This window comes from Halococcus saccharolyticus DSM 5350 (assembly GCF_000336915.1).
Taxonomy (GTDB): domain Archaea; phylum Halobacteriota; class Halobacteria; order Halobacteriales; family Halococcaceae; genus Halococcus; species Halococcus saccharolyticus.
Genome location: NZ_AOMD01000002.1, coordinates 78,670 through 91,935, shown reverse-complemented (window position 1 = coordinate 91,935; position 13,266 = coordinate 78,670). Strand labels below are relative to the sequence as shown.

Below are 13,266 nucleotides of genomic sequence, written 5' to 3'. Positions count from 1 at the left end.
GCTGGGTCGTCGGCGTGTGAATCGGAACCGCTCCCGTTCCCACTCCGCCGGTGGTATCATTCTCGTCGTCTCCCGAGAGCGACGACAGCCACGACGATCGCGGCGGTTGCGACGACGATCCCGAACCCTGGACCGTTCTCGCTCGTCGGTTGCCCCGACGCGTTGGTGCCGTTCGCACTCCCAACCGCTGTGGTGTCGCTCACTTCACCTGTCGTGGTGGCGTTGCTGACGGTCACACTGACGGTCGTGGCGACCGGTTCGCTATCGCTCGCCGCAGCACCGGTGGCGGTCGCCGCTTCCGCGCTGGTTTCGGCTCCGGCGGCAGTCGACCCCGACGAGGACGTGTAGGGGCCGTCCTCGCTACCGTTCGAACTCACGAAGTCGAACACACCGTTGTCGTTGGTGTCGCGGTGAGCCATCACCACCACGTCGGTGCTCTCGGTGAGCGGTTGGCCGAGCGTTACGGTGACGTTCTCGGCGGTGCCGTTCTCGAGATAGCTCGACGTGCCGAGAACGCTCTCGACGGGGGCTTCGGAGGCGTTCGGCGCGTGGATCACGACGTAGCCACCATCGGCGAGCGTGACGTTTCGGATCCGAACGGTCTCGCCGGTCGTCGTCTGGTCGTCGACGGCGAGCCGGGCACCGCCAGCCATCGGCGCGGGCTCCTGACTCTGGCGGACGGGCACCGTGATGTCGTCGCTGGTGTTGAGTGGTCCGACCGCGCGCACGTCGACCGTGGTGTTCGGCGAGGTCTCAGAGAGGTTGAACGTGGTGGCGAAGGTGCCGTTCGGCGAGACTGTGGTGGTGTTGGTCTTGACGAACGACCCGGTGCCGTTGGCCGTGAGACTGATCGTCACCTCGCTGGCTGGCGCGATACTCGTCGTTCCGGTGACGGTCTGGCCGTCGTCGGCAGCGAGCGAGACGTCACCGAGCCCGAGCTCGGCCCCGACGGCCGTGACGTTTGCGCCGATCGACTGGTTGCTCGCGGCGAGGCTGCTTTCCTCGCGCACGGTGAGTTCGGCTTCGAACTCGTCACCGGGACGCGGTGGGCCGCGCTCGAAGACCGCCGCCTCGGTGTCGATGTTGACGTAGAGGATGTCCGTTTCCGGATCGGGGATCACTCGTATCGAGTCGTTCGCGAGGCTCCGATCGAGATCGAGCTGCTTCGGCTGGCGGTTCGTGCCGGGATTGGTCTGGCGGACCGTCAGGTTGAACATCCCGCGCTCGACCAGTTCGGTGAAGTTCGCGGCCTCGAACGCGCCGTAGACGCCGGAGAGCTTGGATTGGAGCACCAGCACGTCGCCGACGGCGACGTTATCGGTGGTGGTGATCCGGTCGTTCTCGATGGCGGCGGCGACCTCGCTCGCGTTCGTCACGTTGTCGAAGCTCTCGGCGGGGGCGGTCCACGTCACGAGCTCGTCGGACGTCCGCTCGGTCAGTCTGAGCGCCGCGGTGTCGGTTTCGCGCCCGTCGACCGTGGCCGAGAGGTTGTACGTGCTGGTGTCGAGCGGGGCCTCGAGTCGTTCGGTCGTCCGGTTCGTCCGGACGATCGAATCCTCAGCGGCCAGCGTGTCGTACGCCTGGCTTTCGTTTTCGGTGGTGCCCGCGAGATACGAGTTCATCAGGAGCGTGACCTGTCCGTTGCCGCCGTCCGCGACGGTGACGTTTGTCTCGTAGTTGACTGCGGGGCTGCCAACCGTGACGGTGGTCTCGGTCACCCCGGAGAGATTGATTCCGATGGCGGCGATGTCGCCACGGTCCTCGGCCACGGTCGAGCGGTTGAACGTCGCGCTGCTCGCGTTGGTTTCGTTAGTCCCATCGACTCCGTTGCGCTGAGATTGGGTTTCGTTGATCGACGATTGGCTGTCGTTCGTGGGTGCGGCCGTCCCGTTGGCCGCCACATCGGTCCCCTGTGCGCTCGCCGGTCCGAGGAAGGCCACCCCACCGAACGCCGCAAGGATCACGAGCACCGCCAGCCAGCAGCCGGCGGCCCGCTCGCGGTGGTCGTTCGTCACGGTTCGGCATCGACTCGTCGGCAGATCACCGCTCCGACCGCCACCGCGTCCGTGGAGGGCGAACACGAGGACTCGGGGAGGGCGTTCGATCCTGGCATCATCGGTCGAATACGCATTGAGGGAACTCCTTCATTAATAAAGGTTTTGTGGTGGACCCCGTCGCTGGCGGGGAGTTAGCGCGGCCGGGCGACAACCGCGAGGTGGTCGGCGTGGTGCGGGTCGAGCCGGTGGGTATCGAGGATCTCGTAGGTCGTCCGGAGTTCGTCGAGCGCCGCGTCGAACACGCTCTCGGGATCGGCGGTCGCGTCCTCGCTTCGGGCCTTGATCGCTGCCAGGAGTCGGCCGTCCGCGGCGAGGAACTGCCGGTTCGCACACGCCACCCGTGCCTGACCTCGGGTGGCGACGTCCTGAACGATCGCATCGAGATCGTCCTCGACGATGTGGGCGTACGTCTCGGGCTGGTGGGCGTCCTTGAGCAGTGGAAAAAGCCCGGTCCGCGATTCCGCAACGCCGACGAGATCGCCCATCGGCCGCGACGCGAACTCGACCGCGTAGACGACACGCGCGAAGTCCGCGACGTGGCTTGCGGTGGTACCGTTCGCCGCACCCAGATACAACACTCCATCGTCGCCCGTGAGGCCGGTGTCCATTCCGGCGTCGATCATCGCGCCGAGTTTCGATCGCCGAACGTCCCACGCACGCCACCCGTCCTCCATGGGTTCGCCGTAGACCGTCGCCCCTTGGGTCGCGAGACGCTCCTCACCGTCGATCTCGCGATAGACGACGCCCTCAGGAAGCGTCATCGTCACCCCGATCGTCGGCATCTTCGTCGTCGCGCCGCGCTCGAATTCGCGCGATCCGTTCGTCCAACTCGCGATCGAGATCGGGCCGGCGATCGCCGGCGTAGTGATCGACCCGGGCGGCGATGGTGAGTTTGCCCGCGAGCGCGCGGGCTGCCGAGCCCCGCTCATCGGGATGGGTGTGGCGGACGTACTCGTGGGTGTAGATCACGCCGTGTTTCGGCGACGGAGCCGACCCTCGGAGGTGGGCGAACAGCGCGTCCTCGGCCCCGAGAACCTGCATCGTGGAACTCGACGTTCGCGCCAGCGACTCCAGACCGCCGGCGAGTGCGAGCAGGCGCGCCGCGAGCGTCGGCCCTGCGAGCGCAGCGAGGTTGGGAGCTACCGAACGAACCGTGCGCTCGACGTACGCTTCGAGTTCCGCCGCCTCCTCGTCGAGATCGACGACGCGTTCTGCGATCGCCGCCACGCGGTCGTCGGCCGGTTCGGCGTTCTCGCCCCGCCGATCGACGAGTTCACGACAGTGTTCGATACCGGTTCCGGCGTCTTCTGTCCGACTCGCGGCCCACTCCGCGACCCGTTCGGCGAGTTCGTTCGCCATTCGTTCCGTGTCGTCCATCGCCCGGACCGCGTGGATCACCTGACGGTCGTCGGCACGCTCGCGCTCGGCGGCCGCGTCCCGGGCGGTCGCGATCGTCGCCTCGCGGAGCGCCGCGTAGTACTCCTCGTCGGTGTCGACGAAGCCAGTCTCGACTGCTCGCGCGGGCCAGTCAGCCGGGGATTCGGCGCTCCCGGTCTCGATCGCGTCGCGGGCACCGTCGAGATCGCCCTGCTCCACCCCCTCGAACCACCCTGTCCCTGCCGGCGTTCCCTCGCTCATGACTCGGATCGTGGCCGAGCCGACAAATCAGTTCGTGGTTTCGACGCTGCCGGTACGCAAGAACGCGACGAGCTCCTCGGGATCGGTGTCGAAGCCGCCAGCCTGGGCCATCGTCTCGTTTCCGCCGCCACCGCCGCCGAATTCGGCGGTGAGGTCGTCGACGACCCTGTTGGCGTCGATTTCTCCGTCCGTGGCAACGGCGACGCTCTCACCGTCGCCACCGACGAGGCCGACCACGTCGGCGGCCGAATCGGTGAGATCGTTCGCTCGCTCCGCGAGTTCGTTGGTGTCGAGGTGATCGACCGTCCCGACGAGCCACGTCCGGTCATCGCGTTCGACGGCCGTTTCGCGCAGTTCGTCCAGCCGCGAATCGACGAGGTGTTCCTGCAATCCTGTCCGCTCGGCCGCGAGCGCGTCGCGTTCGTCCCGGAGCCGTGCGACTGCCTCGGGAAGATCGGTCACGCGGGTTTCGAGCGCGGTGGCCGCGTCGAGCGCCGCGGTCTTCTCGGCGCTCCGCCGCTGGATCGCGGCCGGCCCGACCGCGAACTCGACTCTCGTCACGCCTTCGCCAGGGTTCGATCGATCGAGCACTGCAACCGGGCCGATCTCGCGGGTGTTTCGGACGTGGGTTCCGCCGCAGGCAGCGACGTCCCAACTGTCGACGTCGACCAGGCGAACCTCCTCACCGCCGATTCCTTCCTCGGTCTTGGTGTTGAACGCCACGTCGTCGCGGGCGAGCGCCGCCTCCCGGGGGGCGTTCTCCCACGTCACGTCCTTGGAGTCCCAGACCGCGCGGTTGACCAGCCGTTCGAGCGTCACGAGCGCCGCGTCGTCGATCGCCGTCGGGGTCGCGAAGTCGACCCTGACCTTGTGCTCGTCGATGTCGAACCCGCCGTAGCCGAGGTCGTCGAACAGTCGGCGACCGGCCCCGTAGAGGACGTGACTGGCGGTATGGGCGCGCATGCAGTACGTTCGGAAGGCCGGATCGATCCGGCCGGCGACCGTATCTCCGACTTCAACTGCCGGTGCGTCCGCGAGCGTGTGGACGATCTCGCCGTCGCGCTCCTGAACATCCGCGATCCGCTCGCCAGCGAGAGTGCCGCGATCGGGCGGCTGGCCCCCGCTCTCGGCATAAAAGTACGTCTCGTCGAGCACCAGTTCGTCGTCATCCTGTGATTCGACGATCGCCTCGAACTCGGTCGTGTACGGTTCGGCCGGAGCGAGCGTCTGCATACGCTCCGAACTGTGCGAACCGGCAAAACGCTCACGGTGGGTTGAGCGCTCGTCGTTGGCGGAAATCCCGCAGCGACGCGCTCCGTCCAATGGGTCGGGCTCAGTCGTCGTCCCGAAGCACCTCGCTCGGGCCCGCGATACCGTGATCGCGGACGGTGGCGCGCAACTTGCCGAGCGGTGAGCGATGACCGCGTTCGTGGCGGCGGAACGTCAGCGTCAGCCCAACTAGCGCGACCACTACCAGCACCGCGAACGGCCCGCCCGTCAACACCGCGAGCGCCTGTAACGCCTCGCCGCCGCCGCCGAGCAGCACCGCAACCGCGACCACGCCCTGAAACAGCCCCCAGAAGACGATACTCCCGGTCGTCGGCGCGCGATCCTGCTTGGTCGCGAGGATCGCAACCACCAGCGTCGAGGTGTCCGCGGAGGTGACGATGAACACGATGATGAGCGCGAGAAACAGGAACATCAGAAGCTGGCCGAGCGGGAGCGCCGCGAAGATCGGGAAGCCGGCGACCGCCTCGGGCGTGGCGTAGGCCTCGATGGCGGCGAGGATGTCGGCCGTCCCGGAGCGCTGGAGGGATAGTGACGTCCCGCCGAGCAGAACGAACCACACAGCGGTCGCGGCCGACGTGGCGACCGCACCCGTGAGAACCACGGTCCGAACCCGCCGGCCCTTCGAGAGCGCCGCGAGAAAGAGTCCGGCGAAGGGGGCCCACGAGAACCACCACGACCAGTTCCAGACCGTCCAGTTCGCCACCCACTCCTCGGCGACCAGTCCACCGCCGAGATAGAGGCTCATCGGTACGAAATCCACGACGTAGCCGCCGACGGCGGCGGAACCGATGTCGAGAATGGCCGATTGCGGACCGACGGCGATCAGCAGTGCCGCGAACAGGACGAACAGGACGATGGCGACCCCGGCGATCCGACGGATACCGCGGTGGACGCCGCTCTGGGCGGAGACGACGTAAATGAGCGTCAGTCCGGCGACGACGAGGACGGGGGCCACGCCGCCGTAGGTCACTCCCCACTGGTAGCTGACGCCGGCGAGGAACTGCTGGCCGACGAGCGCGACCGAGGTGGCGATCCCCCCAATGGTCGCGAACACGGCGAGCACGTCGACGAGCGTGGCCCAGCGGCTGTCGAGACCGTCGACCCCCAGAAACGGCGTCAGGATCGACGAGACCCGCAGCGGCGCGCCTCGCTGGTAGGTGAAGTAGGCGATCGGCACGCCGATGACGACGTAGGCGCTCCACGCCGAGAAGCCGTAGTGAAAGATCGCGTAGGTGAGCGCGCCGGCGACGACACCGCCCGATCGTGGCTGGGCGTCGAGAAACGGTGGCGGCGTGTCGTAGTGAAAGAGTGCCTCGGCAGGGCCCCAGAAGACGATACCGGCGGCGATACCCGCGGTGAAGAACATCGCGAAGTACGTCGGGTAGGTGTAGGTGGGTTCGGCGTCGGGCCCGCCGAGTTTGATGTCTCCCCACGGCCCGACCAGCAAGACCAGACAGTAACACACCGCGAGGAACATCGCGCCCAAGAATAGCCATCCGAACTCGTGGAGCAGGACGCTTTCGACGGTGCCGACGACCGACTGAGTGCCCGACGGTGCGAGGTAGTACGCTGCGAAAAACAGGACGAAGGCTGCTACCGGGACACCGAACGTGAGTGGGTCCTGGCGGGCGAGAAAATTCCTGAACCGTGCCGCAGCGCCCTTGATGGTCCCAACCCACCCAAGCCGCCGGATTCGCAGTAGATACGGGGCGTCGCGTCGGGCCTTTTCGGCGTCCACGTCGACCGTGATCGGCAACAGCGCGACGTACGCCAGTCCGGAACCGAAGAACAACAGCGAAACGATGAGAATGGCCCCCCCGGTCAGTAGCGAGCCGACGACCCCCGGAAAGAAAAAGACCGAGACGACGACCGCGCCCGCGATCACACAAATCGGCACGAGGACGCTCCGGAGGACCGTCTCCACGGGGCCGGCCCCCTGGGTACTCATAGCACGCGGTACGGTACTTACCCCCATAGTCCTGTCGTTGGCACACTCTGCGGCTCGAACGCTGCCCCGTTCGCGTATCACTCCGCTAACCACGGCAGCCGTCGACAGCAGATGGCCCGTCGCCGTGAACTCGTGATCGCGACCGTCGGGATCAACGGCGGTGCTATCGGCGACCAGCCTTTATGATCGTACGCCTGGTATGTCACGGGGTGGCGAACGATCCCCCCGAGACGACGATGGACGCCGCCCTTCGGGAGCTGTTCCACCACGACGACAGAGTGCCGTTCGTCTACTGGCGGGAGTACACGGGAACGGATACTACGGTACTGCTGACCGCGGCGGTCGCGGTCCTCGCGTTCGTCACCGGCCTCTCGCATTTCAGCCAGCGCGACCTCGCGTTCGATGGCCCGCTCGCGCCCCTTCTCCCGGCCGAGTGGGTGACCGTCGTGCCGTTCGGGGCCGTGCTCCTCGCGTTCGTGCTCGGGGGGCTCGCGGTGGGGCTTCGCCGCCGCCTCCGGATCGCCTGGTACGGTACGGTCCTCGTGCTCCCGCTGGTGGTGGTGTTACCGCTCGTGACAGCGGAGCCGACCGACGTCCTGCTGTTCGTGCTGTCGCTCGGCACGTTCCCGCTGGTGGTTCGCAACCGGACCGCGTTCGACCAGTCGCTCGACCTCTCGCCGTTCCAGACCGCCGCCATCGTGGCGTTCGTCGCCGGCCAGGCGTACGGCACCATCGGGGCGTACAGACTCCGCAACTTCTACACCGGTATCGAGACGTGGACCGACGCGTTCTACTACATCGTCGTTACTGGAACCACCGTCGGCTACGGTGACGCGACGCCGACGAGTCAGGGGGCGAAACTGTTTACCCTCTCGGCGATAGTCATCAGCACCGGCACGTTCGCCGTCGCCTCGGGCTCGCTCATCATCCCGGCGATCGAGTCCCGGGTGTCGGCCGCGTTCGGAACCATGACAGCCTCGGAACTCGCACTCATGGAGGACCACGTCGTGGTTCTCGGCTACGGCGACCTCACCGAACCCTTGGTCGACGAGCTGGTGGCCACGACCGACGTGGTCGTCGTGACTGCCGACGCCGACACGGCGTCGGCGCTCGACGAGGAAGACGTGAATGTCCTCACAGCGGACCCGACCGACGAGGACGCGCTCCTCGACGCGCGGATCGACGTCGCGAGCGGGGTCGTGGCCGCGACCAGCGACGACGCCCAAGACACCCTCGCGGTGCTCGCCGCGCGGGAGGTGAACTCCGACGTCCGGATCGTCGCGGCGGCGACCGACCACGGCCACGTCGGCAAGCTCGAACGCGTGGGTGCCGACGAGGTCATCAGCCCATCGGTCATCGTCGGCCGTCGTCTCGGCCGCTCCGTCCTCGGCGATACCGATGCGTCGGACGCCGAGACGGACGCGACCGAGACGAGTGGCACCGAAAACGGTGGGGACGGAAACGCGACGTAAATCCCGCGATCGGTAGCGAGCTATCGCTACTCACCACACGGTCGGCTGTGTCCACCACGCGAACGAATAAAGGGGTGTACCAGCACGACCACGGATTTATACTGCTGCATGGACGTGTTCTTTGTGGATAAACAATGTACGATACGATTCTCATTCCGACCGACGGGAGCGACGAGGCGCGGAAGGCAGCCCAGCACGGGATCGAACTCGCGGCGACGCTCGGCACGACCGTCCACACGCTGTACGTGATGGATCTTCCGGGCGTGCCTCGGGCGCTCTCGATCAGGGACGATGAAGAGCAGGTCCGCAGGGAATACCGGGAGTACGGCGAGCGTGTCACCGAGGAGGTGGACGAGATGGCGAGCGACGCCGGCGTCGAGTGTGTTACCGCGATCAAAAGCGGCACGATCCACGAGGAGATCGTCAAATACGCCGACGACGAAGGCGTCGATGCGATCGTGATGGGAACCGGCTATCAGGGCCGGTTCGGCGCGCTGCTCGGCACTATCGCCGAGAAGGTCGTCCGACTGTCGACCGTTCCGGTGATCTCGACCAAGCTGAGCGAGAGCGAGGCCCGCAGTCGATTCGCCGACTCCTGACGGCGGAGCGGCAGGCGAGGGTCGGAGCCGACGATCGATTCAGGACAGCGCCGTGTCGACCGCGTCCTTGTCGTACCCGAGCCACACGCTGAGGAGACACGACACGACGACGAGCAGCACGGGCAGCCCGAAGAAGGCAACAAAAATCGCACCGAGCAGCGTCAGTACGTCGGTCCAGACGAGCAGCCAGAGACCGGCGAGACCGAGCGTCGCTGCCGTTGTGATGCCAAGCGTGAACGCTTCCGCCGCGGCGGGACCGGGGGAGTGACGAATGGCGGCCATTGTCCGGCACTACGGCAGCGGTCGTGATGAGTTTCGCGATATCTGTCGTGGTTCTTCGAGAACGCAGTCGGTGTCGTGGTGTGGTCGTCCGGAAACGACGACGTGAGCTACACCCGCCGCTCCCGGAGGTAGATGACGATACTTGCGGCCAGGAACAGCGCCCCGGCGACGCCGAAATTCCCTGACGTCATCACCAGTGCGCCACCCAGCATTAGCACGGACGCCACGACCGCCAGGGCCAGCGCGACGGTGTTCACGACCACCACTCCACGAGCGTGCGTGTCGGCGATCGGGTCGACGGAGGGTGGATCGCCGGTCGAGTACCGATCATCGTTAGAAATCCTCGAACTCCCAGTGGTAATGGCAGTTTCGACACGTAGCCCATTCGGGGACATCGTACGCGTTCGGATGCCGCCGTCCGTGTCGCAGATGGTCGTTGCAGACGGGACAGTGAAGCGAGAGCAGTTCCAACTCGGGGAACTCGTGGCGGGTGAACTCGGCGACACACCGGGGGCAGTCGATCGGGTCCATTCCTCCCGCTTGGTAAATCTCGTTCTCACACCGCGGACATTGGAGGGTGGCTGGCGGGCGCTTGTTCCACCCAACGGCCCCCTCGACCGTCGTGGTCTGTGCCTCCGGTATCGACAGCCGAAAATTTTCGAGGTCATCGTCGACTCGGAGGGGTTCTATCAACTGGCCTGCGAGCCACTTGAGGCGTCCGAGCATGGTGTCTCTTGAACGATCGTTTCTCAACGACTGCTACGCGAACCCTGGTAATAAGACGCACGCCCATGCGCCGAGCGTGGACGACCGATCGGATGGCGAGACCATCACCGATCCGGAGCGTGCCCGCCGGCTCACGGCTCGCACCTGCGTCGACGGGAGGAACAGTGGAGAGCGTCGACCACGCGCTGGACTGCCGATAGGATCTTCCGGCCGGAGCGGGTAACGAACCACCATGGTCTCCGATCGCCGGGCGAGTGTGGTGGACGCGGTCGGTTCCGGTGCAAGCAGTGTCCAGGCCATCGATCCGACCACGGTGGTCGACGCACCACCCGCCCGAGCGATCGGCGCGTTCGTGTTCGTGATGCTGTTCGGCGGTGTCCTGTTGTGGCGGTTCGACGGATTCGTCGACCAGTCCGTCGATTCCTCGATGGAACGCCTCACGGTGTCGACGGTCTACGGCGTGACGGCACACGCGTGCGTGTTGTTCTTCGGCGTGTATTTCTTCGGTCAGGTGACTCGGCTCAGCGCCAACAGGCTCGTCGTCGCCGGAGCGGGCGCAGCGGTCGCCGTCGCGGTGGTTGGTCTTGCGGGGCTCGGACTGACGGTCGTCGGCGCGCGCCTCACCGAACTCGTCGGCGAACGCCGACCGTGGTACGGGCTCGTCGTGGGGGCAGTGCTCGGCGCGAGCGCGTGGCTCCTGCCGGCGGCTGCCGCGAGCTTGGTCGTTTGGGTCCTCCTCGTCTCGGTCGGGATCGGTGGGCCGACACGGGAGTGGATCCACGCTTCGCGAGCGCCCGCTACCGAGGCCGACACCTGAGCAGTCACCGAGTGGACGGCGAGCGGATGTGGTCGGCCGTGTTCACGTCACAAGAATTCATGTGATGAGTCGACATGCACTAATATTCATGTCGATGGCTGCACTCGTTTTCACATGGTACACATCGTGCTTCAGGCGTTCCCTGTCGCGGTTGCGGTCGTCGGGCAAGCCACGTGGGTTGTGACGGCCGCCGCAACGCTCGTGCTGATTCTTCTGTTGGTCGCATTCGGGGGGTTCGTCTACCAGAGCGTGACCGGCGATGGGATATCGTGGCCGGACGAGACGAACGACGATACCGACGACGAGGAGGTCGAGCGGGGCCGTGGCGACGACGAGTGGGACTACTATTGAGCGATCGCTGCGCCAGCCGTTCGGCGGACCATCTCGTGAGTCGTGGAGTCTCACAGCCGAAACGTAGCGGGACAGCGGAACGAACGGAACCGAGGGAAAACAGACGGAGCGGGTCGAGAATCAGTCGTCCGACGTGGTGTCACCCCCTTCCGAGACGCCGGTCACCACGTCCCCGCCCGTGCGGTCCACGACCATATCATCGCCCTCGCTGATCTGGTCGATCTGTTCGCGGAACGCCTCGGATTCCAGAATCTGGTACTCGTTATCGAGTCCCAGGTACACCGTATAGCACATCACGAGGAGGATGACGGCGAAGGGCAGGCCGGTCGAGATGGCCGCCGCCTGGAGGCCAGTGAGTCCGCCGCCCCAGAGCAACACTGCCGCAACGACCCCCTCAGTGGTCGCCCAGAAGACCCGCTGGGCACGCGGCACGTCGTGTTTGCCGCCCGAGGTCAGGTGGTCGATGACCAACGAACCCGAGTCCGACGACGTGACGAAGAAGGTGACCACGAGCAGCGTCGCGAGAATGCCCGAGATAGCACCGAGCGGATACTGCTCGAGCATGATGAACATCCCGAGCGTCTCGAACGTGGCGTATTCCATCGAGCTGTACGCGCTCATGATTGCCCCGCCTCCGCTCCCTTGCAGCGCCGTCGCCAGGGCGCTCCCGCCGAACGTCGACAGCCAGACGACCGAGAACAGCGTCGGCAGGACCAGCACGCCGAGCACGAACTCCCGCACCGTGCGGCCCTTCGAGATGCGCGCGATGAACATCCCGACGAAGGGCGACCACGCGATCCACCAGCCCCAGTAGAAGACGGTCCACGCCGAGACGGTCGAATCGAGCGTGTTTCCAGCCTCCGCACCGAGGGTGCCGGTGAAGAGACTCAGCGAGAGGAAGTTACCGATGTACGCCCCGAGCCCCTCCGCCATCGAACCGACGATGAACAGCGTCGGGCCGACGATGAACAGGAACCCGAGCAGGAGGAGCATCAGGTAGAGGTTGACCGTACTCAGTCGCTTGACGCCGCCGTCGAGACCGGCTGCAACCGATAGCACCGCGATGAAGGTGATGCCTGCGATAAGCACGACTTGTATGGACGTGGTGATCGGGAGGTCGATGACTCCGAGCATGTCGCCGCCCACGTAGGAGATGCCGGAGTTCACCTGCGCGACCCCGAGACCGAGCGAGGTACACAAACCGAACAGCGTGGCGAACACCGACACGAGGTCGATGATGTGGCCCGGCCAGCCGTAGATGCGGTCGCCGAGCAGCGGCCAGAAGATCGAACGGAACGTCAGCGGTAGCCCGCGATTGAACGAGAAAAAGGCCAGCCCGAGGCCGACTAACCCATAAATAGCCCACGGGGAGAGTCCCCAGTGGAAGAACGTCTGTGCCAGCGCTGCCGTGCCCGCCGCCGCCGTCCCGGCTTCGGCACCGAAGAAGGCCGGTGGACTATTGAAGTAAACCACCGGTTCGGTCACGCTGAAGAACATGAGGCCAATCCCCATGCCGGCGCTGAACAGCATCGCCATCCACGCGAACGTGCTGAACTCCTTTTCGGCCTCCACGCCACCGATCCTGATCGACCCGTACTTGCTGACCGCGAAGTACACGATCGTGATCAGGAAGATATTCACCGCCAGCAAGTAGAACCAGCCGAACGTCGACTCGATGAACGATTTGGTGCCGTCGAAGACCGCTGTGGCCTGCTCTTGACCCAAAATCAGGGTGATCGCGATGAACAGCCCGATCAACAGTAGCGCGCCGGGGAAAACGATGGGATGGATATCGAACCGTCCGCCGAGTAGCTCTTTGTTGGTGTCTCCTACCTCCCGGTCGGAGTCCGGGTGAAACAGTTCTACTTGCAACCCGTCCGACATCTCGCCGGTAGTGTCGTCTGACTTACTCATGATGCCGTACCTCGCTGAACGCGTCGCCTATCTCGTGCAGTTCACTCATGATTGGTATCGATGTATTGGTACGTTTGTTGGGCGTGGTCGAGTCAGCTACTTTCGTGCCCGCCTACGTTCACACCGTCGACCACGCCGTGAGCCATCATACCACGAAAGTCCATGTCAACCT

Annotated in this window: 13 protein-coding genes; 4 read left to right on the top strand and 9 right to left on the bottom strand. The window is 65.7% G+C overall.

Features of this window, described 5'->3' with window-relative positions:
- Nucleotides 1–56 precede the first annotated feature (56 nt).
- The 5 genes from C449_RS00560 to C449_RS00540 form a co-directional block, all read right to left on the bottom strand.
- Nucleotides 57–2,015 (bottom strand): DUF7282 domain-containing protein, encoded by a 1,959-nt coding sequence (locus tag C449_RS00560; protein ID WP_241430047.1) that lies wholly within the window; start codon nt 2,013–2,015, stop codon nt 57–59.
- 173 nt (nt 2,016–2,188) lie between these two features.
- Entirely contained in the window at nt 2,189–2,818 is a 630-nt protein-coding gene (locus C449_RS00555) for a fibrillarin-like rRNA/tRNA 2'-O-methyltransferase (RefSeq protein WP_006075910.1), read from the bottom strand.
- Nucleotides 2,805–3,695, bottom strand: coding sequence for an NOP5/NOP56 family protein (locus C449_RS00550; RefSeq protein WP_006075909.1), 891 nt, complete (start codon nt 3,693–3,695; stop codon nt 2,805–2,807). The genes C449_RS00555 and C449_RS00550 overlap by 14 nt, the downstream gene beginning before the upstream one ends.
- Before the next feature lie 27 nt (nt 3,696–3,722).
- Nucleotides 3,723–4,928: an alanyl-tRNA editing protein gene (locus C449_RS00545; RefSeq protein ID WP_006075908.1), complete on the bottom strand. Its 1,206-nt coding sequence runs from the start codon at nt 4,926–4,928 to the stop codon at nt 3,723–3,725.
- A 100-nt stretch (nt 4,929–5,028) separates the two neighbouring features.
- Entirely contained in the window at nt 5,029–6,933 is a 1,905-nt protein-coding gene (locus tag C449_RS00540) for a BCCT family transporter (RefSeq protein WP_006075907.1), read from the bottom strand.
- A 209-nt stretch (nt 6,934–7,142) separates the two neighbouring features.
- Between C449_RS00540 and C449_RS00535 the strand changes: the two genes are divergently transcribed.
- Nucleotides 7,143–8,405 carry an NAD-binding protein gene (locus C449_RS00535; RefSeq protein ID WP_006075906.1) on the top strand — a complete coding sequence of 421 codons (1,263 nt, stop codon included), beginning with the start codon at nt 7,143–7,145 and terminating at the stop codon, nt 8,403–8,405.
- Nucleotides 8,406–8,539: 134 nt separating this feature from the next.
- Nucleotides 8,540–9,004 carry a universal stress protein gene (locus C449_RS00530; protein ID WP_006075905.1) on the top strand — a complete coding sequence of 155 codons (465 nt, stop codon included), beginning with the start codon at nt 8,540–8,542 and terminating at the stop codon, nt 9,002–9,004.
- A 39-nt stretch (nt 9,005–9,043) separates the two neighbouring features.
- Here the strand turns inward: C449_RS00530 and C449_RS00525 are convergent, their stop codons facing one another.
- The 3 genes from C449_RS00525 to C449_RS00520 all read right to left on the bottom strand — a co-directional run bounded on the left by C449_RS00525 (nt 9,044) and on the right by C449_RS00520 (nt 10,012).
- Nucleotides 9,044–9,286, bottom strand: coding sequence for a hypothetical protein (locus C449_RS00525; protein WP_006075903.1), 243 nt, complete (start codon nt 9,284–9,286; stop codon nt 9,044–9,046).
- Between the two features lie 107 nt (nt 9,287–9,393).
- Nucleotides 9,394–9,543 carry a hypothetical protein gene (locus C449_RS17975; protein ID WP_161606413.1) on the bottom strand — a complete coding sequence of 50 codons (150 nt, stop codon included), beginning with the start codon at nt 9,541–9,543 and terminating at the stop codon, nt 9,394–9,396.
- Nucleotides 9,544–9,619: 76 nt separating this feature from the next.
- Nucleotides 9,620–10,012 carry a hypothetical protein gene (locus C449_RS00520; RefSeq protein WP_006075902.1) on the bottom strand — a complete coding sequence of 131 codons (393 nt, stop codon included), beginning with the start codon at nt 10,010–10,012 and terminating at the stop codon, nt 9,620–9,622.
- A 232-nt stretch (nt 10,013–10,244) separates the two neighbouring features.
- On the opposite strand from C449_RS00520, the gene C449_RS00515 reads away from it, so the two are divergent.
- Nucleotides 10,245–10,829, top strand: coding sequence for a hypothetical protein (locus C449_RS00515; RefSeq protein ID WP_006075901.1), 585 nt, complete (start codon nt 10,245–10,247; stop codon nt 10,827–10,829).
- 114 nt (nt 10,830–10,943) lie between these two features.
- Nucleotides 10,944–11,180 carry a hypothetical protein gene (locus tag C449_RS00510; RefSeq protein ID WP_006075900.1) on the top strand — a complete coding sequence of 79 codons (237 nt, stop codon included), beginning with the start codon at nt 10,944–10,946 and terminating at the stop codon, nt 11,178–11,180.
- A 120-nt stretch (nt 11,181–11,300) separates the two neighbouring features.
- Here the strand turns inward: C449_RS00510 and C449_RS00505 are convergent, their stop codons facing one another.
- Nucleotides 11,301–13,094 (bottom strand): BCCT family transporter, encoded by a 1,794-nt coding sequence (locus C449_RS00505; protein ID WP_049913780.1) that lies wholly within the window; start codon nt 13,092–13,094, stop codon nt 11,301–11,303.
- Between the last annotated feature and the right edge of the window lie 172 nt (nt 13,095–13,266).

What these genes read in the sequence shown, in the direction of transcription:
- C449_RS00505 (WP_049913780.1), bottom strand. Translation starts at nt 13,094, where the DNA reads ATGAGTAAGTCAGACGACACTACCGGCGAGATGTCGGACGGGTTGCAA.
- C449_RS00550 (WP_006075909.1), bottom strand. Translation starts at nt 3,695, where the DNA reads ATGAGCGAGGGAACGCCGGCAGGGACAGGGTGGTTCGAGGGGGTGGAG.
- C449_RS00545 (WP_006075908.1), bottom strand. Translation starts at nt 4,928, where the DNA reads ATGCAGACGCTCGCTCCGGCCGAACCGTACACGACCGAGTTCGAGGCG.
- C449_RS00530 (WP_006075905.1), top strand. Translation starts at nt 8,540, where the DNA reads ATGTACGATACGATTCTCATTCCGACCGACGGGAGCGACGAGGCGCGG.
- C449_RS00510 (WP_006075900.1), top strand. Translation starts at nt 10,944, where the DNA reads ATGGTACACATCGTGCTTCAGGCGTTCCCTGTCGCGGTTGCGGTCGTC.
- C449_RS00515 (WP_006075901.1), top strand. Translation starts at nt 10,245, where the DNA reads ATGGTCTCCGATCGCCGGGCGAGTGTGGTGGACGCGGTCGGTTCCGGT.
- C449_RS00540 (WP_006075907.1), bottom strand. Translation starts at nt 6,933, where the DNA reads ATGAGTACCCAGGGGGCCGGCCCCGTGGAGACGGTCCTCCGGAGCGTC.
- C449_RS00525 (WP_006075903.1), bottom strand. Translation starts at nt 9,286, where the DNA reads ATGGCCGCCATTCGTCACTCCCCCGGTCCCGCCGCGGCGGAAGCGTTC.
- C449_RS00555 (WP_006075910.1), bottom strand. Translation starts at nt 2,818, where the DNA reads ATGACGCTTCCTGAGGGCGTCGTCTATCGCGAGATCGACGGTGAGGAG.
- C449_RS00520 (WP_006075902.1), bottom strand. Translation starts at nt 10,012, where the DNA reads ATGCTCGGACGCCTCAAGTGGCTCGCAGGCCAGTTGATAGAACCCCTC.